Source organism: Rhizobium sp. AB2/73 (assembly GCF_020871915.1).
Taxonomy (GTDB): Bacteria; Pseudomonadota; Alphaproteobacteria; order Rhizobiales; family Rhizobiaceae; genus Rhizobium; species Rhizobium dioscoreae.
The window spans coordinates 2,036,608-2,061,551 of record NZ_CP067071.1 but is presented as its reverse complement, the minus strand read 5'-3'; the positions used below and the strand labels follow the sequence as shown (position 1 = coordinate 2,061,551).

The 24,944-nt window shown below is 57.3% G+C and carries 26 protein-coding genes and 1 pseudogene; 16 read left to right on the top strand and 11 right to left on the bottom strand.

From position 1 onward, the window contains the following. Window positions 1-231: 231 nt before the first annotated feature. On the bottom strand, window positions 232-408 hold the full coding sequence (locus I8E17_RS10245; protein ID WP_162711786.1) for a hypothetical protein: 177 nt from the start codon (window positions 406-408) through the stop codon (window positions 232-234). Window positions 409-413: 5 nt separating this feature from the next. Here I8E17_RS10245 and I8E17_RS10240 point away from each other — a divergent pair. Beyond that, window positions 414-644, top strand: a pseudogene (locus tag I8E17_RS10240) (LuxR C-terminal-related transcriptional regulator); the annotation flags it as partial. Between the two features lie 67 nt (window positions 645-711). On the opposite strand, the gene I8E17_RS10235 reads toward I8E17_RS10240, so the two are convergent. From I8E17_RS10235 to I8E17_RS10225, 3 genes are all read right to left on the bottom strand, one after another. Further along, a complete protein-coding gene (locus tag I8E17_RS10235; protein ID WP_083258173.1) occupies window positions 712-1,107 on the bottom strand; it encodes a DUF4440 domain-containing protein in 396 nt (131 codons plus the stop codon). 47 nt (window positions 1,108-1,154) lie between these two features. Then, window positions 1,155-1,442: a hypothetical protein gene (locus I8E17_RS10230; protein WP_229002015.1), complete on the bottom strand. Its 288-nt coding sequence runs from the start codon at window positions 1,440-1,442 to the stop codon at window positions 1,155-1,157. Between the two features lie 428 nt (window positions 1,443-1,870). Then, entirely contained in the window at window positions 1,871-2,659 is a 789-nt protein-coding gene (locus I8E17_RS10225) for a LexA family transcriptional regulator (RefSeq protein WP_069612595.1), read from the bottom strand. A 158-nt stretch (window positions 2,660-2,817) separates the two neighbouring features. On the opposite strand from I8E17_RS10225, the gene I8E17_RS10220 reads away from it, so the two are divergent. The 5 genes from I8E17_RS10220 (at window position 2,818) to I8E17_RS10200 (ending at window position 4,715) form a co-directional block, all read left to right on the top strand. Continuing rightward, a complete protein-coding gene (locus tag I8E17_RS10220; RefSeq protein WP_069612594.1) occupies window positions 2,818-3,024 on the top strand; it encodes a hypothetical protein in 207 nt (68 codons plus the stop codon). Next, window positions 3,021-3,227 (top strand): hypothetical protein, encoded by a 207-nt coding sequence (locus I8E17_RS10215; RefSeq protein ID WP_069612593.1) that lies wholly within the window; start codon window positions 3,021-3,023, stop codon window positions 3,225-3,227. Before I8E17_RS10220 ends, I8E17_RS10215 begins: the two co-directional genes overlap by 4 nt. A 92-nt stretch (window positions 3,228-3,319) precedes the next feature. Further along, window positions 3,320-3,604 carry a hypothetical protein gene (locus tag I8E17_RS10210; RefSeq protein ID WP_069612592.1) on the top strand — a complete coding sequence of 95 codons (285 nt, stop codon included), beginning with the start codon at window positions 3,320-3,322 and terminating at the stop codon, window positions 3,602-3,604. Window positions 3,605-3,658: 54 nt separating this feature from the next. Further along, window positions 3,659-4,075, top strand: a complete 417-nt coding sequence (locus tag I8E17_RS10205; RefSeq protein WP_069612591.1) for a hypothetical protein — start codon at window positions 3,659-3,661, stop codon at window positions 4,073-4,075. Further along, window positions 4,050-4,715, top strand: a complete 666-nt coding sequence (locus I8E17_RS10200) for a DUF6362 family protein (RefSeq protein ID WP_219511509.1) — start codon at window positions 4,050-4,052, stop codon at window positions 4,713-4,715. The genes I8E17_RS10205 and I8E17_RS10200 overlap by 26 nt, the downstream gene beginning before the upstream one ends. Before the next feature lie 61 nt (window positions 4,716-4,776). Here the strand turns inward: I8E17_RS10200 and I8E17_RS10195 are convergent, their stop codons facing one another. After that, the gene (locus I8E17_RS10195; protein WP_229002014.1) at window positions 4,777-5,424 is read right to left on the bottom strand and encodes a 50S ribosomal protein L11 methyltransferase; all 648 of its coding nucleotides are present in this window, start codon (window positions 5,422-5,424) and stop codon (window positions 4,777-4,779) included. A gap of 352 nt (window positions 5,425-5,776) precedes the next feature. Between I8E17_RS10195 and I8E17_RS10190 the strand changes: the two genes are divergently transcribed. Genes I8E17_RS10190 through I8E17_RS10180 form a run of 3 tightly spaced genes read left to right on the top strand, consistent with a single transcriptional unit; the run spans window position 5,777 to window position 8,846 of the window. Further along, window positions 5,777-6,124, top strand: coding sequence for a hypothetical protein (locus I8E17_RS10190; RefSeq protein ID WP_069612589.1), 348 nt, complete (start codon window positions 5,777-5,779; stop codon window positions 6,122-6,124). Then, entirely contained in the window at window positions 6,081-7,565 is a 1,485-nt protein-coding gene (terL, locus tag I8E17_RS10185; protein WP_176728008.1) for a phage terminase large subunit, read from the top strand. Before I8E17_RS10190 ends, terL begins: the two co-directional genes overlap by 44 nt. Before the next feature lie 48 nt (window positions 7,566-7,613). Next, window positions 7,614-8,846: a phage portal protein gene (locus I8E17_RS10180; RefSeq protein ID WP_229002013.1), complete on the top strand. Its 1,233-nt coding sequence runs from the start codon at window positions 7,614-7,616 to the stop codon at window positions 8,844-8,846. A 184-nt stretch (window positions 8,847-9,030) separates the two neighbouring features. Here I8E17_RS10180 and I8E17_RS10175 read toward each other — a convergent pair whose 3' ends face one another. From I8E17_RS10175 to I8E17_RS10165, 3 genes are all read right to left on the bottom strand, one after another. Further along, window positions 9,031-9,237, bottom strand: coding sequence for a hypothetical protein (locus I8E17_RS10175; RefSeq protein ID WP_069612588.1), 207 nt, complete (start codon window positions 9,235-9,237; stop codon window positions 9,031-9,033). A gap of 308 nt (window positions 9,238-9,545) precedes the next feature. Further along, complete coding sequence (locus tag I8E17_RS10170) at window positions 9,546-9,842, bottom strand: hypothetical protein (RefSeq protein WP_069612587.1); 297 nt, start codon at window positions 9,840-9,842, stop codon at window positions 9,546-9,548. 131 nt (window positions 9,843-9,973) lie between these two features. Continuing rightward, on the bottom strand, window positions 9,974-10,942 hold the full coding sequence (locus tag I8E17_RS10165; RefSeq protein ID WP_069612586.1) for a polysaccharide lyase: 969 nt from the start codon (window positions 10,940-10,942) through the stop codon (window positions 9,974-9,976). 621 nt (window positions 10,943-11,563) lie between these two features. On the opposite strand from I8E17_RS10165, the gene I8E17_RS10160 reads away from it, so the two are divergent. Both I8E17_RS10160 and I8E17_RS10155 read left to right on the top strand, forming a co-directional pair. Further along, window positions 11,564-12,397: an ATP-grasp fold amidoligase family protein gene (locus I8E17_RS10160; RefSeq protein ID WP_069612585.1), complete on the top strand. Its 834-nt coding sequence runs from the start codon at window positions 11,564-11,566 to the stop codon at window positions 12,395-12,397. Window positions 12,398-12,456: 59 nt separating this feature from the next. Beyond that, complete coding sequence (locus I8E17_RS10155) at window positions 12,457-12,945, top strand: heme-degrading domain-containing protein (RefSeq protein ID WP_069612584.1); 489 nt, start codon at window positions 12,457-12,459, stop codon at window positions 12,943-12,945. A 42-nt stretch (window positions 12,946-12,987) separates the two neighbouring features. On the opposite strand, the gene I8E17_RS10150 is transcribed toward I8E17_RS10155, so the two are convergent. Beyond that, window positions 12,988-14,244 (bottom strand): AGE family epimerase/isomerase, encoded by a 1,257-nt coding sequence (locus I8E17_RS10150; RefSeq protein WP_069612844.1) that lies wholly within the window; start codon window positions 14,242-14,244, stop codon window positions 12,988-12,990. 268 nt (window positions 14,245-14,512) lie between these two features. Here I8E17_RS10150 and metH point away from each other — a divergent pair, with 268 nt between their 5' ends. Beyond that, window positions 14,513-18,289, top strand: coding sequence for a methionine synthase (gene metH, locus I8E17_RS10145; RefSeq protein WP_069612583.1), 3,777 nt, complete (start codon window positions 14,513-14,515; stop codon window positions 18,287-18,289). Between the two features lie 129 nt (window positions 18,290-18,418). On the opposite strand, the gene I8E17_RS10140 is transcribed toward metH, so the two are convergent. Together I8E17_RS10140 and I8E17_RS10135 are read right to left on the bottom strand one after the other, a co-directional pair. Further along, window positions 18,419-19,183 (bottom strand): GntR family transcriptional regulator, encoded by a 765-nt coding sequence (locus tag I8E17_RS10140; protein WP_069612582.1) that lies wholly within the window; start codon window positions 19,181-19,183, stop codon window positions 18,419-18,421. Next, window positions 19,180-20,064 (bottom strand): BadF/BadG/BcrA/BcrD ATPase family protein, encoded by an 885-nt coding sequence (locus I8E17_RS10135; protein ID WP_069612581.1) that lies wholly within the window; start codon window positions 20,062-20,064, stop codon window positions 19,180-19,182. Before I8E17_RS10135 ends, I8E17_RS10140 begins: the two co-directional genes overlap by 4 nt. A gap of 545 nt (window positions 20,065-20,609) precedes the next feature. On the opposite strand from I8E17_RS10135, the gene I8E17_RS10130 reads away from it, so the two are divergent. The 4 genes from I8E17_RS10130 to I8E17_RS10115 all read left to right on the top strand — a co-directional run bounded on the left by I8E17_RS10130 (window position 20,610) and on the right by I8E17_RS10115 (window position 24,937). Next, window positions 20,610-21,869, top strand: coding sequence for an ABC transporter substrate-binding protein (locus tag I8E17_RS10130; RefSeq protein WP_069612843.1), 1,260 nt, complete (start codon window positions 20,610-20,612; stop codon window positions 21,867-21,869). Between the two features lie 201 nt (window positions 21,870-22,070). Beyond that, window positions 22,071-23,024: a sugar ABC transporter permease gene (locus I8E17_RS10125; protein ID WP_069612580.1), complete on the top strand. Its 954-nt coding sequence runs from the start codon at window positions 22,071-22,073 to the stop codon at window positions 23,022-23,024. Between the two features lie 12 nt (window positions 23,025-23,036). Further along, a complete protein-coding gene (locus I8E17_RS10120; protein ID WP_069612579.1) occupies window positions 23,037-23,876 on the top strand; it encodes a carbohydrate ABC transporter permease in 840 nt (279 codons plus the stop codon). A 47-nt stretch (window positions 23,877-23,923) separates the two neighbouring features. Beyond that, entirely contained in the window at window positions 23,924-24,937 is a 1,014-nt protein-coding gene (locus I8E17_RS10115; protein WP_229002113.1) for a Gfo/Idh/MocA family oxidoreductase, read from the top strand. The last annotated feature ends 7 nt before the right edge of the window (window positions 24,938-24,944 follow it).

Below are 24,944 nucleotides of genomic sequence, written 5' to 3'. Positions count from 1 at the left end.
AGTCGCTGTCCGGTTGCGGCGTCATGCTGCACCCGGACGGTCGTCGCAACAACCTGGACCGCTGCCGGCATTCGCCGGGCGAGCGTCGGTCGGGCCTAGCCTGTCCGGCTCGTCCTCCGGATCTGCCGTCAGGTGGGCCGAAGAGGTGAGCCATGAACAACATCGTTCTTTTCTGCGGGCGCAGGTTCGCAGCCAAGTTTTCCGCCCCGAACACTTTCGCGATTTCGGTCGTCAGCCGTCGGCTGAGCGCTCCGTGCCGCCGCAGCGTCCGCGCCTGATGGCCACCTGGCACATCAATTCCCTTACGGGAAAGCTCGAGTGCTTCTGGACGACAGAAGGCGAGCCGGGCAGGCGCTCGAAATCGATCGCGCCCGCTTGCGCAAGTAGGCGGCGGAACTCGATCTTCATGAGCGTTTTCGACGCTCACGTCGCGCGAACGTGAGGTGATGGCGCTCGTTGCGCAAGGCCTCCTGAACAAGCAGGTCGCCGCCGAGATCGGCCTTAACGAAATCACCGTAAAGGCCCATCGCGGTCAGGCCATGCGCAAGATGTGGGTCGACTCCGTTGCCGATCTCATCCGGATGGCGGATAACCTCGGCCTCACAGACGGTAAAGCCAACGATACAGCGCCTGGGCTCCGCTAAATTTAGCGCATTTACCCCGTCACAAGGATTTCATGGCTTGCAAATGCGGTGGCTCCGAGCTTTGGATTCAATCCTGCGAAACCGTGGGCGTTCCCTGATGAAAGATCATCTGCCATCGCCCATCGATGCGCTGCCAGATCGAGCTCCGTAAAGTATGCCGCTCCTCGCCATTCTCTCGAGCCTGTCGGATGCTTCGATAAGTGACGAGGACGGCATCCGGTGAGATCGATCGAAAGGCATAGTCGCGGGAAATAATGGGCGGAGCGGCTTCTTCCGATTTTTCTGCAGCCAGACCGGCGATTAGTTCCTCTCTATCGTCATAGACCATTCCGGAGCTGCCGAATTCAACGAAGCCTTCCGCCAATAGTTCTGCCACGATCGCCGGCGATTGCCGGATTTGAGGGAGATGCAGCTTCTGCTCCAGTAGGCGGATCTCTTCAAGCTCGTGTTGGGTGACGTCCATGGTCTCGGCAACCTCCATTGGGTGTTGATGCTCGGCTGCAATGGGCGTCAATGTGTTGGTGCGAGCATCTCCAGGTTTCTTTCCTGTCTGATTTTGTGGCTTTGGTCATGGTCGGCTTGCCGGGATTGTTCCAATTCGATGGCGAAAAGTTCGGCGGCGTGACGGCCTGCCTGTGTTCCGTCGTCTTCGATGACGGCAGCTATTCTCCGAAACAATTCGGACTCGAAGCCCCCTGCATTGTTCGAGGCATTCGGCCGCGCAAGCCTTGCGCCGCCATCCAATCTGATTGCCGAAACGTAGAACTCATCCTCGTAATCGGCACCTGCCGACGTCAATTCAGCGCATCCATATAATAGCAATCCGGTTTCCCAGCGATCGCATAGGCGGATGTTGAGCTCATCAAACGAATATTCGCAGGAAAATTCCCGAGCGTACACCGTCATTCTCCCGTCTTGGCGATCGGCGATATCCCGGGAATACCGGTTCCCCTCAACGCATCGGTCGGTGCGATGATGAAAGCATTCGGCTTTTTCGGCATGAATGGCACTCTCCTTCGGTGGCCTTGTAGCCTTTTCAATCGTAGCGCCTGGTACGTCCGGTTTCGCTGACTTCGGGCTAGATCCTACGCTTGCCCGGGCTCATTCCATTCAGGACCAATGGCTCTTATCGACGAAATTGCCATTCAACACGATATATGTCAACACTATTTGTGTTTACATCCGCGATTGGAACACCGAAGGTGTTTGCGGCCTATATTTGCTTTCTATTTTCGGGCAATGTGGCCGCAGATTCTGCCGATAATGGTCAGTCGATCCAGCTCGACGGTGAAGGTCTCCAGGGCTGGATTGTCGGAAATGATCTTGACCTGGCCCGGATGGGTGAAGGGAACTCGCTGCAGGCGCTTGATCTGCGGCTCCGTATAACCGTCGCTGATCGCGTACACGGTATCGGTGGTCATTTGGTTCTGTGAGAGATCGACGATGACGCGATCGCCCGGCATGTAGGTTGGCTGCATGGAATCGCCGACGACTTCCATGATGATCGTGTGGTTCGGCGAAGCCTTTGCCTCGTTTCGTAAATAGCCGGTGGGGATAAGCCATTCCGCGACGATCTTATGCCCGGCGACATTGCCTGAGCCGACGGGAAGGTTGATGACTTCGCCCACAGTGCCGCTACCGGCGCCAAGCTTGACGTCCACCTCGGGCATTGCGCCTTCTATATGCGGCTTCCAGTGCTCGCGGCTGTAGCTGAGTTCGTCGTCACTCTCGGCAAATCCGTCCTGATCCTGCTCGTCTGGGTCGAATGACATGACGATGTTCGGCGACGGACGTGCGGCTTTGCGCAGGCCTTCGCCAGTCAGCAGGTAGGCCGCCGTCGTGCCGAATTTCTTCGCATATCGATTGGCGACTTCGGCACTGAATTCGTTCTGGCCGTTTTCATGCGCGCGATAGGTGGACAGGCTGACGCCCAGCGCTTCTGCCGCCTTCGTGGCTGATGGATAGTTTGCGGCTTCGCGGGCCGCTCTCAGTCGTTCGCCCATGGATTTCTGCATCGCTAGACCCTCGCAAAATTTTTGACATAAATAATGTTGACATCACCATTATTATCAACATAATTTATGTCTATCAAGTCGGCAGCGGTATAATCCGCGGCTTGGCTGTCAAACGGGTTAACGCTGCATATGGCAGGTAATGTTTGAGGGATGTAGGCATGGTCACAGGCAGCAGGAGGAGAACGGCGGCTTATCGCGCAGGATGTTTCGATCGCTTCTGGGGATGCTCCGGCTGCCTCCGAATTCTGTCGATCGCGGAGATTATCGAACAGCATTGCGAAGATTGTGATGCAGCTGTCGAGCCGATGGAGATGGTGGAGGCGAAGTCCGCAGTGCAAACAGCCGAGCGGGAGATGTTGCCATGATCGAAATGTTTCAGGGCCTTCTCGCTTGCATCGGCGGGGCGTTGTTTTTCGTCGCTATGGTGATCGCGATAAAGTCGGTCATTTGGAAGTCGCCAACGCCATCCCTCGAAGATGAAGATTCCGGTGCTCCGGAAGGAGACCAATTTCACTTCCGCATCGTTGAAGATCCATGCTCGAACTCAGGCAGCCGGCACGGTTGGTGAGGCTTCGCGGACGGTAGGCGGGTATCGAAACGTAAAAATCCAATCGGAAACTCTAAAGATAAACCTGGCCAAGCGAGCCGGGGGAGGTTGCTATGAACGAATTTCAAATCGGAACAGAAGCCGTCGCCGGCGGCCATCTCGGCTGGATTCGCAAGGTTCACCGGGCGACAAACGAGATCCTCCGGGATTGTCGAGGTGAACCGATTGTCTTTGCAACGCAGGATGCTGCGAAGGCTGCGGCGGGCGAGGCGATGGTCGCCTATCTCAATACGCCCATGCTGCGCGACGGAGCGCGGGTCGAAGCCCTTTCCAGGGCCGAGGCTTTCTTCAAGCCCAGATCGACCAAAATCGCCGGTGAGGCCGAAGGCGTCATATGATCTCACGGGAATGGAAGAGGCATCAAATTCACCAACGAAAGGAGTTAAACTGTCATGACCAAAGGCAGGCTAGACCTTCTTCTCGATGGGCTCGGCATCAAGCTGGTTCCCGTCCATCGGCGCCGCGCACCTGCGGAGAGCCACGCGCGCGGCACGATGCAGGAAATCCGAGGCCGCTACGGCGATGGCCATCTGGTCTTCGTTCTGCGATGCATCCGGCAAACGGGGAGCAATCGCGACGAGCTCTGGTCGGACACGATCGGCGCCGTGTCCGATGTTCTGGCGCAGCGCCAGGATTGGGCGCTGCAACGTCCAGGTGATCTCTTAGGCGCCTTTGACGATATCGCGCTCGCCACGTTGCGCACGGATGCGGTGGCGCGGCGGCCTTGGCCAGTTCGGGCGACATTGCGAACGCTGATTTATCAGGAATTGGAGAAACGACTTGATGCACCGGTCCGCCTTGCAGTTTGACGACCTGTCCCTTCGCACGGCCGAGATCGCCGATCTGAGCCTGATCATCCGTGCACGTTTCGTCGAAGCTGCCGATACGATGGTTCATCTCGACGTACGCGGCATCCGGCCCGACAGGATGCGGACGCTCTGGCCGGAGGTTTTGCCCGAACCGATGGATCAGGCCGATATCCGCGTTCGCTATCGTCCGAGCGCTGCGGCGATCAGCCGGGCAGAGGAGGTCTTGCAGGAATGGCTTCGGGTTCACGTCAAGGATGAGGAGCGGCGCATCTTGCTTTCGCGATGGTCCATTTGCCTTGCCGCGCCCTATATCGCCGGTTCGTTTCGGGATTTTTGCGGGCGGACGGGGCGCATCCGGCGCACGGCCGAACGACGTATTCAGAGCGAATTTCAGAGTCTTGCAGGTGCGCTCCTTGTCATCTCTCCGATCTTGCAAGAGCCTGATTGGTCGCGCATTGCACCGATGATGCCCAACTCGCCGGGCGGCATCGAACGAGTGAAACCAGCGGCACCCAGGCATGAGACGCACTGGTTGCCGGATGATGCGCGGCCTATCTTCGATGCGGCAAGTCCCGAACTTGCCGAACTGGCCAAGCGATTGGAGCGGGAAAACCGCAGGCGTGCCAAGATGAAAGCCTGAGCCGTCGCAATGACGCGGTCCGAACCCGCAATCATTGTGACGCGCCAATATCTCCGTTTGGTTACCTTGCTCTCCCAAGCACAAAAACGCCGGCTGGGCGGGTCCTTGTGGTGACCTCGCCGAAGTCTGGGACGGCGTATTCTGCGAGAAGTCGAAGCCGCGCTGTCGGCAGATGAGCCCGCCAAGGATCGCCGATCAGAATCATGATTTCCCGAGCCAGGCAGTGGTCCAGAAAAGCAATGACGCTCTCCGCGAGCGCTGCCTCATAGAAAAGATCTCCGACGCATATGACGTCGACCTCAGGCGGCTCGCTCTTCGTCAGGTCTGCGAGTAGGCGATCGATCATCACCTTATTGAGTGTGGCATTGAGTTCGATAGCTGCAATTGCATAGGGATCAACGTCGGCGGCATATACCTTCGCCGCGCCGGCCTTGGCAGCGGCAATCCCGACAATTCCCGAGCCGGCGCCGAGATCTAATACGCGGTGACCAGCCACGCTTTCGGGCCTGTCGAGAAGATAACGAGCCAGGACCAGGCCTCCTCCCCAGTAATGCGCCCAATAGGGTGAGCCGAATTGCGGATCGCGTTCGGCGAGATGTCGCAACCCGCTTTGTGGACCTGCCTTATGTAGGCGAATTTCGGGGATGCCGGGAACAGGCAGGACCGGGTGATTGGCGGCGATGAACTGCGGAACCGAATCCAGGCTCACGGAACCATCCGGATCGTCATCTGGTGCAGATCTGCTCAAGAGCCTTCCCTCGACTGAATTTGATCGCTCATCCCAGATGTTTCGAAGCCAACGGGTAAGGGATGAAGCGTATATCGTTCAATTTGTCGGACCTCAAAATTCAATATTTATATGCAATTTCAATAGCTTGTTTTCTGCCTCCGTCAAAGTCCTCATTCCTTGCGCGGCAATCGGCCTTCAAGGGTGTCGCCAAATCGACCGAAATGCGGTATCTATTTTGGCATGATGAGAACAGTTGCAGCGACGCACTGTCGATCGCAAGCGTTGATTTGAACTGCTTGTTTTCTTTCAAAATTCCATCGGAATCTGAAGCATGACCAATGCCGACAAGCCGGTCGCGCCGCGCAAACCGCGTGCGCGCCGTCGCAAGGCTGTTTCCGCCGACGACACGCCGCTTGATTACATGTTGAAAGTAATGCGCGACGACGAGGCGGACCAGAAGCGGCGCGATGAAATGGCGAAGATCGCCGCATCCTATGTTCATCAGAAACCCAGCGAGCGCTCCGGCGCCGGGGCCAAAGGAGGCCGCGGCGTCACCATCGACCTAACCAACGCCACGGATGAGCAGCTTGCGATACTCGAATCTCTCTTCGGTCCGCTTGCCGGATTCGGCGACGATGATGGCAGCAATCCAAGAGGAGAAGGCGAGGCGGAGAGCTGAGCGCGAGCAAGCCGCGCATACCAGGCAGCTTGCGATGGACGCGGAGCAAATTCGAGCCAACTGCCAGTCGTTGAGCGGGTTCGTGCGAGAGGCCTGGCACGTCGTCGAGCCTTCCGTTGACTATGTTCATGGCTGGCATATCGATGCCATCTGCCAGCATCTCGAGGCCGTCACTTCAGGTGAGATTACGCGGCTTTTGATCAATGTCCCGCCGGGCACGATGAAATCGCTCCTATGCGGGGTCTTTTGGCCGGCATGGGAATGGGGGCCAAAAAGCAAACCACAGCTGCGTTACCTCGGTGCCTCTTACTCGGAACATTACGCCAAGCGCGACAATAGGCGCATGCGGGACCTCGTTGCCTCCGAATGGTATCAGGCGCTTTGGGGTGACGTCGTCAAGCTGACGAGAACGGGTGAGATGGCTTTCGCCAATACCCGCACGGGCTCGCGGCAGGGTGTGCCGTTCTCCAGGTTGACGGGCGGCCGCGGTGATCGTGTCATCATCGACGATCCGCATTCCGTCGATGGAGCGGAATCGGAGGCCGAGCGCCTGTCCACGGTCCGCACCTTTCGTGAATCCGTTCCGACGCGGCTCAACGATCCTCAACGCTCGGCGATCGTCGTCGTGATGCAGCGACTGCACGAGGCGGATGTCTCCGGTACCATTGCGGCGCTGCGGCTCGGCTATGAGCACCTGATGCTGCCGATGGAATACGAGCCGGAGCGCCGATGCCGAACTTCGATCGGATTTGCTGATCCTAGGACTGAGGAGGGCGAATTGCTTTTTCCGCAGCGTTTTCCTCGTGCGGTGGTCGAGCGGGATAAGATTCCGCTCGGCTCCTATGCGGTGGCCGGCCAGTTTCAGCAGCGGCCTGCACCTCGTTCGGGCGGCCTATTCCAGCGCAGCGATTTCGAGATCGTCGAAGTGCTGCCTGCAGGTGCAAAGCGTTGCCGCGCCTGGGATTTCGCGGCTTCGAAAGCGCGTCCCGGTCGCAAGCCGGACTGGACCGTCGGTCTACGCATGGCTTTGATCGGCGGTGTTTTCTATGTCGAAACCATCGCGCGCGGGCGCTGGTCGCCCGCCGAGGTGGAGCGTAATCTCAGGAACACTGCGTCGCAGGACGGGCCGACGGTGACGATCCGCATGCCGCAAGATCCCGGTGCGGCCGGCAAGGCCGATGCGGAAACCAAGATCAAGCTGCTCGCCGGCTTTCCTGTAAAAACCATATCGCCAACCGGTGACAAGGCGACGCGCGCCAAGCCGGCCTCGGCGCAGGCTGAAGCGGGAAACGTCAAGCTCTTGCGCGGGGACTGGAACGAAGCATTTCTGGATGAGGTCTGCGCCTTTCCGAATGGGCAGTTTGACGATCAGGTCGATGCCTTCGCTGACGCTTTGAACGAACTCGCGCTGAGTTCGTCCTTCAGCTTCAGAAACTTCTAGGCTCGCCTCGTACGAGCCTCTTCATCACATCATATCAAAGGACAATCCATGGGGCAGGTATTCTCGATGGTTCGCGACGGATTGGTGAGCCTTGCATCCCGCATGGGCACCGAACGCGACAAGGCGGCATCAGTTTTCTACACGCAGCCGATCCTGACGGACGAGCAGATCATTGCCGCCTATCGCGGTTCCTGGCTGCCGCGCAAGATCGTCGACATTCCGGCGCTGGATAGCTGCCGGAAATGGCGAAACTGGCAGGCGGCGAGCGATCAGATCGGCTTGCTCGATGCGGAGGAACGCCGTCTCAATCTACGCGGCAAAGTACTGGAAGCAGCGACGAAAGCACGTCTCTTCGGTGGCGCTGCCCTGTTCATTGGCGCAGAAGATGCCGATCCAGCGTTGCCACTTGAGGCGGAGCGGATCGGGAAGGGTGGCCTCAAGCATTTGACGGTGCTGACGCGCCGGCAACTGGCTGCTGGCGATATTGATAGTGATCCGACCTCGGAATGGTATGGCAAGCCCAAGTTCTATACGTTGACCGGTGCCAATGGCATGCAGGTGACCATCCATCCCTCTCGGCTCGTCATCTTCAAGGGTGCGATGACGCCGAATGAAGAGTTTGCGGGAATGGGTAACCAGGCTTGGGGCGAAAGCGTGCTCGCCGCGACATTCGACGCGATCAAGAATGCCGACAGCACGGCCGCCAATATCGTCAGCCTGGTCTTTGAAGCCAAGATCGACATCATCAAGGTTCCGCAGTTCTCTGCCAATATCGGCAATCAGGCCTACGAAGATGCCGTGCTGCGCCGCTACGCGCTCGCCAATACCATCAAAGGGGTCAACGGCACCCTGATCCTTGACGCTGAAGAGGAGTACGACAGCAAGAGCGCGCCACTCTCCGGCCTGACTGACATTTTGATGGCCTTCCTGCAGATCGTCGCCGGCGCGGCCGATATTCCGGTTACCCGATTGCTCGGTCAGTCTCCCGCCGGCATGAATGCGACCGGCACGGCCGATATGAAGAAAACTGGTTTAACCTGTTACCGGGACCGAGGGAGGTCAATCGGATTCTCGATGCTTTGCACGGCAAAGTCGGCCTCACCGGTGATTTCGGCAACTGGGAGCGGGACGGTAAATACGAAGATCTTGCAAAGATCATGGGCCGGGCCGAACTCTGTCATGCAAAGGGGCGTTATTCAGCAACGGGTCTTGATGCAGAGGATTATGTCCGGTGCATTAAGCTTTCCAACGCGGCTGGCTATCAAGGTCCTTTCACGCTGATCTACGACTCTACATATTATCAGGATGAATGGTCCGGAATTCTCGAAGAGCGAGACTGTATCGCTAATGCCTTCAAAGAAAATGCGGCATAAAGCAGCGGTCACTACCGCCGCATTTTTCGATCCGTTCCCTAAAGAAATTGTGCTCAGGTTTTAGATGCAAAGCTGAATGTCCGGGCGAGGCATCAATGAAAATCGTAGTCATGCAGTGCGCCAAGCAACTGATCTTGTGTTTGATAGCCGGCATTATAGAGATCTATGGCCAGATTGGCTGCCGACAGACCTTCCTGACTTTGTAATTTAATACTGCGTTCGGCACACCATGCAAAAAGTGCGCCTGCGAGAACATCGATGTCATCGGGGTAAAGCGGCGCATTGACCATCATAGACATTCGCTACACCATTCATTGCTGGAGCTTGGCATCGGGTGGGTGAAGCGAACATTGCTTGGGTTTTGGAAATTTGCAACCGAGTTCATCGCGCGACGTTAACGGCAGCCTGATATGGGACAGACTGCGTGTGTCTTAAGGTGACACAGGTCTATTCTTGGGCACATTATTGCCGATTTTGATGCCCGCCGGGCGATGCGAAGGAAGGGACAATCTTCACCGCTGTATCGTGTGGTGCAACAACAAGAGGACGCCGAGCGTAATTGCCAGCGCCACTAAGAGGGACAAAACCAGCCTTGGCCGAGAAGGCATCATTGATGGATTGGGTGCGACGCCTTAACCGCGGCCTCAATCAATTCCTCGGCGTATAAAAGTGCCGATGCCGTATCGTCGCCGTCAAGTTTCAAGTCCTTGCATTTGCGATGCATCGCTCTGCGGATCTGGGCCAGCAAGGCCGCATCGATGTCGACTTCACCTTCGTCGAATACATGTGTCAGCGCAGACTGGGCGACAATTTCCAGGACCGCAACTCGCCCTTCAATTTCACCTAGTGAGGGTATCGCATTCCTCTTCACATGCTGTTTGCAATCGCGATGGGTAGTAAGCATTTCGGTCACCTCCTTCACGAAGGAAGATAACTATCGAGAAAGGAAAAAGTTCGGCCATTTCTCAAAAAAAGCGCACTCTCGGGATGTGGGTCGCTCAATTGATCTAGAGGCACGCATCCTTGGCAACCTTGTCACTTCCAAGGGCAAAGGCTGGGATCCGATAATACATCGGCGCAGTGGGGTGAGCGGCGAAAATCATCATAGTAAAGCGTCCATACTGTTGTATCGGCGGCGCGATAAGGGCCGAATTTGAAGTATTGATTCTTTCCTAATCCATGGTCGGCATGTCCTATATGGCCGCTAACTGTAACGATCCATTTGTTGTTCGCGAATATCTCAATGTGGCCCGAGCCATCGGGGCCGGGTTTGCTGTAAATGGCAAAATCGATCCAGCCTGATGTCGGCGCTGGCAACTTGTTTCCACGATTTATTACTTTTATGGCGTCTGTGCAGCCTGTAAATTCTTGCCCGTCGGATACGCCCCAGTTGTCATCGGTGGCCACCAATGCGCGCATTTGATTGGTGTCGGGACGGAACCAGACCGGCGCTTCGTCATCGCTGCAGGCTTTGCCGTTGCTTTCGGGCTTGTGTTTCTTGATGGGCGCAACGTAGTTGGTTTCAACGGTTGCGAAGAGTTTGCCATTATTGAGCCGTAGTGCGAGGAAGGGGCTGAAATCCCCTTTAGCGTTCGGCCCGATTTCTCGCTTCCATTGCGCGATAAGGTAGCGATGGTCGCCTGAGGGTACGGGATCGGCGAATTTTACGGCAAAACCGTACCAAACCCCCTGGTCGTATGGAACGCGATATTTTGTGCGCTCCCATATTTCGGCTCTCTCGCTGCAGTTTGCTTTACCCGGCGGGCAGAATGGTCTGACGCTCAATTTCAATGCGCCGGTTCCAGAATGCTTGACTTCCGATTGAAATTCGATCGTTCCGGCCTTTTGCTCGAAGTTGTCGCGATAATAAAGATGGCCAGAGGGGGCGAAATCTGTGCCGTCGAAACCATCACGCAGCACCATTTGTGAGGGGCTATCGGCCAGAACCGGTGTTGCGGCGCAGGTGCAGGCCAATATGGCGGGCAGTGCGTACTTTGCATTCATGCTGGGCTATTCCTGTGGCGAGACATTCGTAAGGCTTTATCAATGACCTGTTCGCTTCCCACAGGCAAGCGAGAGCCGTGTTACTTTAAAAGGCCGGGTTGATGACCCACTGTTCAATTCTGATCAATTCCAGGCCGGCTGCAGCCTATGAATGTGATGATTGATGATACAACTTTAACCGCATATTAGGCGCTTGCGGTTCATATCCCGCGGAATTGGGCTTTGGTTGCGGCTATCAATGCCCCGGACATGACTGTTCGTCGCTGCGACCTCATCGATGTTTGAATGTCGGTCATGACATAAACCGGCTGAGGTCGCTGTTGGGGACGCCTTTGGCAAATGGTGAACTAGAGCTGGGCAGCAGAGAGGCGCAGCTACGACGAAAAATCGTGATCTTGACGTCGCATGCGTTTTTGCGCGGCTACCGCAAGGCGTCAATTCACTTCATTGCATCCCGCTGGGCCGAGCAGGGGCATGAAGTCCATTTTCTCACTATCGGCCACAGCTGGCTCACTTTGCTTAAGGATCGTCGGCGCTTTCGTGCTTTGTCCCAAGATCAGGCAAACCGGTTTCAGACCATCGCTGCTAATTTGAGAGCCGGCGCATATCTCCCTCCACTACATGCTTTCAGTTCCGGTAACCGCGCTTAAGTATCGCGCCATTCGCGGCAAATTCCCTGATTTATCATCCCCTCAAACCTTTACCGAGAAGGTACAGGCGCGCAAATTATACGATCGCAACCCTCTCTTTCCGCGGCTCGTAGACAAGGCCGATGCGAAAGCGTTGATTGGAGAAAGGGTTGGCAGCCACTATGTTATCCCGACGCTTTGGGTTGGGAACGATCTAGCCTCCGTGGATTGGTCAGGGATTTCATTGCCGGCCGTTGTGAAGCCAACCCATGCAAGCGGTGTGGGGCGATTTCTCTACGGTGAAGCCGACGTCGATCGTCTCCTTAAGAACGATCCGTCCGGCGAGTGGCTGGCAATCAACCATGCCCGTTACAACAGAGAGTGGGCTTACAGCCAATTAAAGCCTCGTATTCTCATCGAAAGCATGCTGCTCGTTGATGGGCGAGTTCCGTGGGACTACCGGTTCTTCACGTTTGGCGGGAAGGTCTCGCATATCGAGATCGACATACGCGAAAATGGTCGACGCTATTCGTGCAACTACACTCCCGACTGGCAGAAGCTGCCGTTCTATGACCGGGATTATCTCGGTCTCTATCCAGGCGAAGTAGCCCGCCCGTCGTGGCTCGAGGAGATGATTCACGTCGCTGAAACGGTCGCTCGCGATATCGACTTCGTTCGTGTCGATCTCTATGCGTCGGTAGAGTGGGTTCGCGTCGGGGAGCTGACCTTCTATCCAGGCGGAGGTTTCGAGGCATTCGAGCCGGATGAATATGACTTCTCGATCGGTCAGAAGTGGCAGCTTGGCTTCGAAATACCGAAGAGATAGGTGGACAAATCATTCTCTGCGCGTTTGATAGGTCGATCTATTTTTAAAGAAGGTTTTCCATGACGATCGACCAGGACCTTGCTCGAATCGAGTTGCAAGAGGAAACGCTGCGTTTCGATGCTTTTGACCTTTCGACCGCTTGGGTGCTCGGCAAGCTGTTGCGCGACCTCGCCAGCGAGCGCAACATGGGTGTTGCTATCGATATAACGCTTCATTCCATGCCGGTTTTCTACATAGCTTTGCCCGGTTCGACGCCCGACAATTCCAACTGGATCCGTCGGAAGCGCAACATGGTGCTGCGTTACTTCCGAAGCAGCTACGCCAGCGCGTTGCGGCTGCAGCAGCAGGGCAAAACGATTGAAGACAACGGGCTTTCCAGCACCGAATATGCCGCTTCTGGTGGCAGCTTTCCGATCTTCGTCAACGGCACGGGCTGCATCGGCGCCGTCACCGTTTCTGGGCTGCCGCAGCGGGAAGACCATAATCTCGTTGTCGAAGCCTTGGCTCTCACTCTCGGCCACGAGCTTTACAATCTCAGCCTTGCATAAAGCGGCGAGGCGGCGCACCTCGATTGGGCGCCGCCGCCGATTTCAGATCTTGCCGCCAGCCTCCGCGATGACTTTGGTCAAGCTTCCTGTTGCCGGGAAGAGGGGGATGAGGCATGCCTGCAGGGCGTGATAGATATCGCCCTTGCCTGGGAACAGCGTGTGAGCGGGAACGAGATCTTCTGTCAGTTCCTCATGCCAGCCGCCATTGGCACGATCGATAAAGGCCTGGCCGATTAAGCTCCAGATCTTGCGGTAGCTTTCTTCGTGGAAATCGCTCGGGACGTGTTCATTCAGATAGTGAGCCGCACCGGCACCCTCGCATGCAGGCCACCAAAGCTTGTTGCGCTTTGCCGGCACATCTTCCCAGTCGAGTGTATAGAAGAATCCATTCTTCTTGTTGTCCCAGCCAAGTGACATGGATTGGGAGAACAGACCCTTGGCTGCTTCCGGCATCCAGTCATGACGCTTTTCCCCAAGCGCCCAGAGTTGCAGAATGAGACGCGCCCATTCCAGCCAATGCCCTGGCGTCGTTCCCGATGGGCGGAACATCTCGTTGCCGCGGTAATTCTTGTCGAGCACCCAATCGGCATTGAAGTGTTCGGCAACGCGCCAGCCGACGGATCCAGCCGAACGGCGAATGACGAGATCGGCGATACTTTCTGCTTTTTCGAGATATGTCTTGTCGCCGGTCGCTTCGAATGCGGCCATCAGGGCTTCCGTCAGGTGCATGTTGGAGTTCTGGCCGCGATAGGTGCCTCCGTCGATCAACGACCAATCCCGATTGAATTCCTCGGCAATCGCTCCGTGCTTCGCTTCCCAGAACTTAGTATTCAGTATTTCCGTGACATCTGCCAACATGCCATCGGCCAGTGGATGGCCGATCGTCTTTGCGGATGAGGCAGCAAGCAGCACGAAAGCATGGCCGTAGCCCTGCTTGCTGGAATCGACGGGGCCGTCATTGTTCAGCGACCAAAAGTAGCCGCGATGGTCCGTGTCGCGATGATGATTCCATAGATAGTTCATGCCGTGGTCGACAATTTCGTTTGCGCCGGGACGACCGAGCAATGACCCGATCGAGAAGCAGTGCACCATGCGGGCGGTCGAATGAATGCCGCGCACGGGATTTGCCTTATCCAACGGCTTTCCGGCATCGTCCATGTCGTAGAAGCCGCCTTTGGGATTGACGGCGCGGAACTGGAAGAAATCAAAAAGCGCGTCCGCTTGCTCAAGCAGCCAACGCCGATGGTAGGCGCGCGTGCTCCAGTTTCCGAGCGCTGCGGGTTCAACCTGTATGTTCATGCCATCCTCCATGGATTCTTTTCCTGACGCCGTATAGCGCCGCCCGAAAGCGCTGTCATGGCGTTATGGACGAAACTGTGGCGTTGGCACTGCGTTGTCCATGGTCGGATCGGCAATTAGTCCATGGTGCGGTTATTTTCCTGAAACGGCGAGAAGGATGGACGCATCGTTCTTGCTATCGAGCGGTTAAAAGCATAGATATGTTGACATAAAGATATCTTTATGTGATCTGATCGTGAAGTCGCAATCAGGCCAGAGGAGTTCGCTTATGTTTGACAATCTTTTTGGTTCGGGAACGGCGAAGCGCGACGGCAGTGAAGTGTTCGAGGCCCTGACAAAGGCTGCAAGCGAGCGAATCCTTGTGCTTGACGGCGCCATGGGCACGCAGATCCAGGGGCTCGGGTTCGATGAAGATCAGTTTCGCGGCCATCGGTTCATCGGCTGCGCGTGCCACCAGAAGGGCAATAACGACCTCCTCATTCTGACCCAGCCTGGTGCGATTGAAGAGATACATTATCGCTATGCCATGGCGGGCGCCGATATTCTGGAGACCAACACCTTCTCTTCCACCCGCATTGCGCAGGCGGACTACCAGATGGAAGGTGCGGTCTACGATCTAAACAAGGAGGGCGCGGAAATTGTGCGCCGAGCGGCGATCCGGGCCGAGCGTGAAGATGGCAAGCGCCGCTTCGTTGCGGGCGCCATCGGTCCGACCAATCGGACCGCCTCCATCTCTCCCGATGTCAACAATCCTGGCTATCGTGCGGTCACTTTTGATGAGTTGCGTCTTGCCTATGGCGAGCAGATCGATGGCTTGATTGACGGTGGCGTCGATATTATTCTGATCGAGACGATTTTTGATACGCTGAACGCAAAGGCGGCGATCTTTGCCTGCGAAGAGCGTTTCGAGGTCAAGGGCATTCGTTTGCCCGTCATGATTTCGGGCACCATCACCGATCTTTCCGGGCGCACGCTGTCCGGTCAAACGCCGTCGGCCTTTTGGAATTCCGTGCGCCACGCCAACCCCTTCACGATCGGCCTCAATTGTGCGCTTGGAGCCAATGCCATGCGGCCGCATCTGCAGGAGCTTTCCGCGGCCGCGGACACCTTCATTTGCGCCTATCCTAATGCCGGATTGCCGAACGAATTCGGTCAGTATGACGAGGCGCCCGAGATGATGGCCGCTCAGGTCGAGGAATTCGCCCGCGAAGGTCTGGTCAATATCGTTGGTGGCTGCTGTGGCTCCACGCCCGAGCATATTGCGGCGATCGCTCAGGCGGTTTCGAAATATCCGCCGCGCCAGCTTGCCGAACATCGGCCGTTCATGTCGCTTTCCGGTCTCGAGCCATTCGAGTTGACCAAGGATATTCCGTTCGTCAATGTCGGCGAGCGCACGAACGTCACCGGCTCGGCGAAATTCCGCAAGCTCATCACCAATGCTGATTACACGGCTGCACTTGCCGTCGCCCGCGACCAGGTCGAGAACGGTGCGCAGGTGATCGACATCAATATGGACGAGGGCCTGATCGATTCCGAAAAGGCGATGGTGGAGTTTCTCAACCTCATCGCCGCCGAACCGGATATTGCCCGTGTTCCCGTCATGATCGACAGTTCCAAATTTTCGATCATCGAGGCCGGCCTAAAATGTGTACAGGGCAAACCAATCGTCAATTCCATCTCCCTAAAAGAAGGCGAGGAGAACTTCCTTAGGCAGGCTCGCTTGATGCGGATGTATGGCGCGGCCGTCGTCGTGATGGCGTTCGATGAACAAGGGCAGGCAGACAGCTATGAGCGCAAGGTCGAGATTTGCTCGCGTGCTTACAAACTGCTGACGGAAGTGGCAGGTCTGCCGCCGGAAGATATTATCTTCGATCCGAACATTTTCGCTGTGGCAACGGGGATCGAGGAACACAATAATTACGGCGTCGACTTCATCGAAGCGACGAGGACGATCCGGAAGACCATGCCGCTGGTTCATATCTCCGGCGGTGTCTCAAACCTGTCCTTCTCGTTTCGCGGCAACGAACCCGTCCGCGAAGCCATGCATGCCGTATTCCTCTACCACGCTATCCAGGCGGGCATGGACATGGGCATTGTCAATGCCGGGCAGCTCGCCGTCTACGACAATATCGACCCGGAACTGCGGGAAGCCTGCGAGGACGTCGTGCTCAACCGCCGTCCGGACAGCACAGAGCGCCTGCTTGAGATTGCCGAACGGTTCCGCGGTTCCGGCAGTAAGGAGGCTAAGGCACAGGATCTTTCCTGGCGCGAATGGCCGGTGGAGAAGCGGCTCGAACATGCGTTGGTTAACGGCATTACCGAATATATCGAGGCCGATACAGAGGAAGCGCGCCAGGCTGCTGAACGGCCGTTGCATGTCATCGAAGGCCCGCTGATGGCCGGCATGAATGTCGTGGGTGACCTTTTCGGTTCGGGCAAGATGTTCCTGCCACAGGTGGTGAAGTCCGCCCGTGTGATGAAGCAAGCGGTTGCCGTGCTGCTTCCCTATATGGAGGCCGAGAAGCTCGCCGATGGCGGCGACGCAGAGAGGAAGTCGGCCGGTAAGGTGCTGATGGCGACCGTCAAGGGTGATGTCCACGACATCGGCAAAAATATCGTCGGGGTCGTGCTCGCCTGCAACAATTATGAGATCATCGATCTTGGCGTCATGGTGCCGGCGACGAAGATTCTCGAAACCGCGATCGCAGAGAAGGTCGATATTATCGGTCTGTCGGGGCTCATCACGCCGTCTCTGGACGAAATGGTGCATGTCGCTTCCGAGATGGAGAGGCAGGGCTTCGATATACCATTGTTGATCGGTGGCGCTACGACGAGCCGCGTCCATACCGCCGTGAAGATCCATCCCGGCTACCACCGGGGACAAACGGTCTACGTTACAGATGCGAGCCGTGCCGTTGGCGTCGTATCCGCTCTGCTATCGCAGGATGCGCGGCAGGGCTATATCGATACCGTTCGGGCTGAGTATTCCAAGGTTGCGGCCGCCCACGCGCGCAGCGAGGCCGAGAAGGTGCGCCTGCCGATCGCAAGGGCGCGCGAGAACGCCGAAAAGGTAGATTGGTTTGATTACAAGCCGGTCAGACCGCAGTTCTTCGGAACCAAGGTGTTCGAGAGCTACGATCTTGCCGAATTAGCGAAATATATCGACTGGACCCCATTCTTCCAGACTTGGGAGCTCAAGGGGCGTTTTCCGGCAATTCTCGAAGACGAGAAGCAAGGCGAGGCCGCACGACAGCTTTACAGCGATGCGCAGGCGATGCTGGAAAAGATCATCGCGGAAAACTGGTTCCGCCCACGCGCCGTCATCGGTTTCTGGCCGGCGGGCGCGGTCGGCGATGATATCACGCTGTTCACCGACGAAAGCCGCAACGAGGAACTTGCGACTTTCTACACGCTGCGTCAGCAATTGTCGAAGCGGGACGGTCGTCCGAATGTTGCGTTGTCGGATTTTGTGGCGCCGGTTTCCAGTGGTGTCGGCGATTACATCGGCGGCTTCGTTGTTACGGCCGGTATCGAGGAGGTGGCCATTGCCGAACGTTTCGAGCGCGCCAATGACGATTATTCATCGATCCTCGTCAAGGCACTGGCCGACCGCTTTGCCGAAGCCTTCGCCGAGCGGATGCATGAGCGGGTGCGTCGAGAGTTCTGGGGCTATGCCGCGGATGAGAATCTTACGAGCGAGGAGCTCGTTCTCGAAGCCTATGCGGGTATCCGTCCAGCACCGGGCTATCCGGCGCAGCCCGACCATACCGAGAAGGATACGCTTTTCCGCCTGCTGGATGCCGAAGCGGCAACGGGCGTAAAGCTCACGGAAAGCTATGCGATGTGGCCGGGTTCTTCCGTTTCGGGTATTTATATCGCTCACCCGTCCTCCTACTATTTCGGTGTCGCCAAGATCGAGCGCGATCAGGTCGAGGATTACGCTGCCCGCAAGGGCATGCCGGTGGGCGAGGTGGAGCGCTGGTTGGGTCCGGTTCTCAATTATGTGCCGGAGAAGCGCGAGGCCGCGGTCGACGACGCGGCGTGATCGCAAGTCATGTCAAAGACTTGCGGTGTTTAGCTAGAATTTGATTCTCTATACAAGCGCCACCTCAGCCATTCGGTTGGGGTGGCGCTTTTTTTGATTCTGGGATTTTTACGGTCTTGCAGACGTAAGCTAATTCGCGCCAATCGTCAGTTCCGCGACGAAATCATAGGCGTCGCCGCGATAGAGCGACCGGGTGAATTCCACTGCGCGGCCGGAACCGAGATAGGAGATACGCTCGATTGAAAGGCCGGCAGCGCCGACGGGAACGCCGAGCAAGCCCGCATCGGCCTCCTTCATGTTGGTCGCGGATATGCGCTGCACCGCACGAACAGGGCGCACCTGACGCTTTTCCAGCTCTGCGTAGAGCGATGTGGTTACGACAGACGGATCCGGCAGGAATTCGCCGGAGACACTCGCATGCTCGATTGCCAGTGGCTGGTCGTCGGCAATGCGGAGACGGCTCAGCCGCGATACCTTGGTGTCGGCGGCAAGGCCGAGGATCATCATCTCATCCGGGGAGGGCGTGTGGATACCCTTATGCAGCCATTCGGAGCGAGCTGTCATCCCGCGCCGCGCCATGTCCTCGGTAAAGGATGTCAGCTGCGACAGCCGCTGCTCCACTTTTGAAACGGGTTTTGCGACGAATGTGCCCGAGCCGTGGCGGCGGACGAGTATGCCTTCGGCGACGAGGTCGTCGATTGCCTTGCGGACAGTGACGCGGCTGACCGCAGCAAATTCGGCAATGTCACGTTCCGGCGGCAGTGCATCCCCATGCTTCAGCCTCCCTACCTTCACTGCCTCCTCAAGCGTGCGGCGCAGCTTGACGTAGAGCGGGCCTGTGCCGCCCACGGAAAGGCGCTCCGGCGAGAAAATTGCACTCAAATCTTCGGTCATGCCCCGTTTTCCTCTCCGCCCCGCAGTAGTTTTGCTGCCAGTTCCACGGCGCCGCGCAAGACATCGCCCTTGGGTTCGGCGAGAATCGCCTTGTGACGTTCGTCGAGCCAGGGACGATAGGCCCGAGCGACGCCGCCGAGAAGGCAGATCGAAGGACATTCCGGCCAAAGCAGCGCGTCCAGGCTTTCGGTTATCGATTTCGCCGCAGTTCTCACGATGTCGATGGCGACCGCATCCTCCATTCCGGCATATTCGAAGATAACAGGCGCATAGCGGGCAAAATCCTTTGGCTTGGAGGCGTGCGCAAATTCGACGATCCGTTCGGGATCATTGCCGTATTCCGCCATGATCGATGCCGTCAGCGCCGAGCCGGGTGTCACCCGGTCATGAGCCAGAAGCGCTTTTTCGAGCAGATCGCGACCAAGGCGTGCGCCGCTTGCCTGATCGCCGACGACAAACCCCCAGCCGCCAATGCCCCAGCTTTTGCCGCCGCGGCGGGCATTGTAGACAGAGCCGGTGCCAAAGGCGCCGATAACGCCATCGGCGTCGCCAAGCGCGCCTTGAAGGGCGATGGTCGCATCGGTGACAACATGCGTGCTCGCAAAGGGCAGGGCGCCTTCGACCTGCGTACCATAATTGCCGACATTGGCCCCGGCGGTTCCGATAATGGCAGGCAATTCCCGCAGCAGTTCAGGGGCGAGGTTCGCATCGATCAGGGCCTGCCTTGCCGAGGCGACGATATGGATCAGCGAGTTTTCCAGATCGGAGAGGATGTTCGCCGCGCCGGCTTTGCCGGTGCCGAGCACCTTTCCCGCAGCGTCTGTGACAGCTGCCCTGCAACTCGTGCCACCGCCATCGATACCAATTGCAAACTGCCCCATCACGCCTCCGGATGCCGCCTGTTCCCCGTTTTTCCATACAATACCAAAAAAATACCATTTACCAATAGGCAAGGCAGGCATTTTTGATTGTTTTCATCCCATTGAATCGCCTTGCTAAATTAATAAGATTCAATCTTTTTGTATCCGAAAGTTAAATTCGGCTGGACAATTGGTATTTTTTTGGACTTAATTCGGTCCAAGGGAACAGTGCGAACGGACATCGGCAAAGCCGGCAGAAAAACAACAGCCGGTAAGTGAGGCGGAAGGGCGCGCATCTCGTCGTTGCGCAAGGCCGTTAGGGATCAGGAGGATCCCGTTTCGACGTTCGGCATAATTTTCCCGCGTGGTTCTTGCCGTGTCTCCGTCTAGTGGCGGCGACGGCAGTTGATTGGGCCGATCGGGCGCAAAGCCTCTGAAGCCTTTTGCATGGAGGGGTCGGCAATATTGGCGGTCCCTATGGAGCGCTGACCGTCTCCTCCGACAGGCCAGCGGATTTTCAGATCGAGAACAGCGCCTCGCTATGGCGCGGAAAACAGGAGAGGGAAATGAAAAACAATGTTCTGAAAGGCTTGCTTCTTGCATCGAGCCTGCTGACTTCTGTCAGCCTGGCACATGCGGCCGATGTGACGCTGACGGTTGAAAGCTGGCGTAACGACGACCTGCAGATCTGGCAGGAAAAAATCATCCCGGCTTTCGAGGCGAAGAACCCGGGGATCAAGATTGTCTTCTCGCCGACGGCTCCAACCGAATACAATGCATCGCTGAACGCGAAGCTCGATGCCGGTTCCGCGGGCGATATCATCACCTGCCGTCCGTTCGACGCCTCGCTCGACCTCTTCAACAAGAAGCATCTTGCCGATCTGACCAAGCTGAAGGGCATGGAAAACTTCTCGGCTGTCGCCAAGGCCGCCTGGTCGACCGATGATGGTAAGTCGACCTTCTGCGTGCCGATGGCTTCGGTTATCCACGGCTTCATCTACAACAAGGACGCTTTCGACAAGCTCGGCCTGAAAGTGCCGACGACGCGTGACGAGTTCTTCGCCGTTCTCGACAAGATCAAGGCTGATGGTACCTACATTCCGATGGCGATGGGCACGAAGGACCTCTGGGAAGCCGCAACCATGGGCTACCAGAACATCGGCCCGAACTACTGGAAGGGTGAGGAAGGCCGCAAGGCTCTGATCGCTGGCAAGGAAAAGCTGACGGACGCTCCGTGGGTCGATCCCTACAAGGAACTGGCCAAGTGGAAGCCCTATCTCGGCGACGGCTTCGAAGCGCAGGGCTATGCCGACAGCCAGAATCTCTTCACGCTCGGCAAGGCTGCGATCTATCCGGCCGGCTCCTGGGAAATTGCTCTCTTCAATACCCAGGCGCAATTCAAAATGGGCGCCTTCCCGCCGCCGGTCGCAAAGGCTGGCGACACCGCCTACATCTCAGATCATCCGGATATCGGTGTCGGCCTGAATACGAAGAGCAAGCATCAGGAAGAAGCCAAGAAGTTCCTCGACTGGGTCGCTTCCGACGAGTTTGCAACCATCTACGCCAATTCGCTGCCGGGCTTCTTCAGCCTGAACTCGCATCCGGTGAAGATGAGCGATGCGCTCGCCCAGGAATTCGTTTCCTGGCGTGACAATCACAAGTCGACGGTTCGTTCCACCTATCAGATCCTGTCGCGCGGCACGCCGAACCTGGAAAATGAGACCTGGACCGAATCTGCAAACGTGATCAACGGCACGGACACTCCGGAACAGGCTGGCGAGAAGCTCCAGAAGGGCCTCGACAGCTGGTACAAGCCGGGCAAGTAAGCATCGCATGATGTGGGCGAGGGGCCTTTCAGGCGCCTCGCCCTTTTCGTTATCTTGAGTAATTGGATTGGCGATCATTTCGCCGTTACATTCGACACGCCTGATGTCGCTTCCATCCGGCTAGAGAGCCGGGGCAACGGGCGGATTTGAACCTTTGCACTGCCGTCTCATCAGGCAGCCAAGAAAAACAGGCAGAAAGCCATGAGCGACGCTGCGACATCAGACGCCCTTGACGTAACGCCGATCAGGCGCTCCAGGCGCTGGCACATCCTCGTTTTCCTTTTCCCGGCCTTCGTCGTCTATACGGCGGTCATGATCCTGCCGCTGATCGAGACCTTGCGGCTGTCGCTTTACAATGTCGTCGACAATCAATCCGTCTTCGTCGGCCTGAACAATTTCAAGGTCCTGTTCGGCGACGATCGCTGGTCGCATGATTTTTGGAACGCGCTGCGCAACAACCTAATTTTCTTCGCCATTCATATGTGCGTGCAGAATCCGATCGGTATTGCGCTGGCGGCGCTCCTGTCGCTACCGAAGCTGCGCTTCGTCGCCTTCTATCGCACGGCCATCTTTCTGCCGACGCTGCTGTCCTTCGTCGTCGTCGGCTTTATTTGGAAACTGATCCTTTCGCCGCTTTGGGGCGTAGCGCCCGAGCTGCTGAATGTGATCGGCCTGAAGTCATTTTTCGCGCCTTGGCTCGGCAGGCCGAGCACGGCACTGATCACCGTGGCTCTTATTTCGGTCTGGCAATATGTCGGTATTCCGATGATGCTGATCTATGCCGCGTTGCTGAACATTCCCGAAGAGGTTATCGAGGCGGCCGAATGCGACGGCGTCACCGGCTGGAGCCAGTTCTGGAAGATCAAGCTGCCGCTGGTGTTGCCGGCGATCGGCATCATCTCGATCCTCACCTTTGTCGGCAATTTCAATGCGTTCGACCTGGTTTATACCGTACAAGGCGCCCTGGCGGGGCCGGATGGCTCGACCGATATCCTGGGTACGCTGCTTTATCGCGTTTTCTTCGGCTTCCAGCTGCAGCTCGGTGACCGCTCTATGGGCGCGACGATCGCGACCGTGATGTTCCTCATCATTCTGGCCGGCGTTTCCTTCTATCTTTTCATCGTACAGCGGCGCATCCGTCGCTACCAGTTCTGAGGAGCGCGACCCATGTCCAAGGCACGCACTTCCACCCTTCGCACCGGCCTCGTGCATCTGGCGCTCATCGCCTATACGCTCGTCGCCATCTTTCCGGTGTTCCTGACCGTCATCAATTCGTTCAAGGATCGCGCCTCGATTTTTCGCACGCCCTTGAGCGTCCCGACACCGTCCTCCTTCAGCATGATCGGCTATGACACCGTTCTGAAGCAGGGGGATTTCCTCACCTATTTCCAGAACAGCTTTGTTGTCACGATCGTCTCGATCATCCTGACGCTGCTGTTCGGCGCGATGGCCGCCTTCGCGCTGTCGGAGTACCGCTTCCGTGGCAATACGGTCATGGGCCTTTATCTGGCGATCGGCATCATGATCCCGATCCGCCTCGGCACCGTTGCGATCCTGCAGGGCATGGTGGCCGCCGGCCTCGTCAACACGCTGACGGCGCTGATCCTCGTCTATACGGCACAGGGGCTGCCTCTCGCGATCTTCATCCTGTCCGAGTTCATGCGCACGGTTTCTGACGACCTGAAGAATGCCGGCCGCATCGACGGCCTCAGTGAATATGCGATCTTCTTCCGCCTCGTCCTGCCGCTGGTTCGCCCGGCGATGGCGACCGTTGCCGTCTTTACCATGATCCCGATCTGGAACGATCTTTGGTTCCCGTTGATCCTGGCGCCGAGCGAAGCGACAAAAACGGTGACGCTCGGATCGCAGATCTTCATCGGCCAGTTCGTCACCAACTGGAATGCGGTGCTGGCGGCGCTGACGCTCGCTATCCTGCCGATTCTCATCCTATACGTCATCTTTTCGCGCCAACTCATTCGCGGCATTACCTCCGGAGCAGTCAAGTGAGCCTATCTGAAAAGCCGATCCGCGTTCTCGTTGCCGGCCTTGGCAATATGGGTCGCAGCCATGCGCTAGCCTATCACAACAATCCGGGCTTCGAGATCGTCGGCCTCGTCAACCGCTCCAAGCGGGACCTGCCCGAGGAGTTGCGGGGATATACGGTCCATCCGGATTTCGAGACGGCGTTGAAGGAGCTGAAGCCGGACCTCTGCTCCATCAATACCTATTCCGATAGCCATGCCGATTTCGCCGTCATGGCCTTCGAAGCCGGCTGCCACGTCTTCGTCGAAAAGCCGCTGGCCACGACGGTCGAAGATGCCGAGCGTGTGGTCGCGGCGGCAAAGAAAGCCGGCAAGAAGCTGACGATCGGCTACATCCTGCGCCATCATCCCTCGTGGATGCGGTTGATTGCCGAAGCGCGCAAGCTCGGGGGCCCCTATGTCTTCCGGATGAACCTCAATCAGCAATCGAGCGGCCCGACCTGGGCGACGCACAAGGCGCTGATGCAGATGACGTCGCCGATCGTCGATTGCGGCGTGCACTATGTCGACGTCATGTGCCAGATCACCGATGCCAAGCCCGTCGAGGTGCGCGGCATGGGCTTGCGGCTGACGCAGGAGATCAAGCCGGACATGTATAATTACGGCCATCTGCAGGTGATCTTCGGAGACGGTTCCGTCGGCTGGTACGAGGCCGCCTGGGGTCCCATGATCTCGGAGACGGCTTTCTTCGTGAAGGATGTGATGTCACCGAACGGCTCGGTGTCGATCGTCATGGATCAGAATGCCAAATCCGATGACATCGACATGCATACGAAGACATCCGTCATCCGTCTGCATAGCGCCGAGACAGGTCCGAACGGCCAGTTCATCCGGCCGGATCAGGACTTGCGTATGGATGGCGAACCGGGTCACCAGGAGCTCTGCGACTTCGAGCAGGCCTTCATGCTGAAGGCCATCCGCGAGGATCTCGACCTCAATCGCCATATGGCCGATGCCGTTCAATCGCTGCGCATATGCCTCGCTGCCGATGAGAGCGTGCGCACCGGCAAGCCCGTTTATCTATAAGGACAAA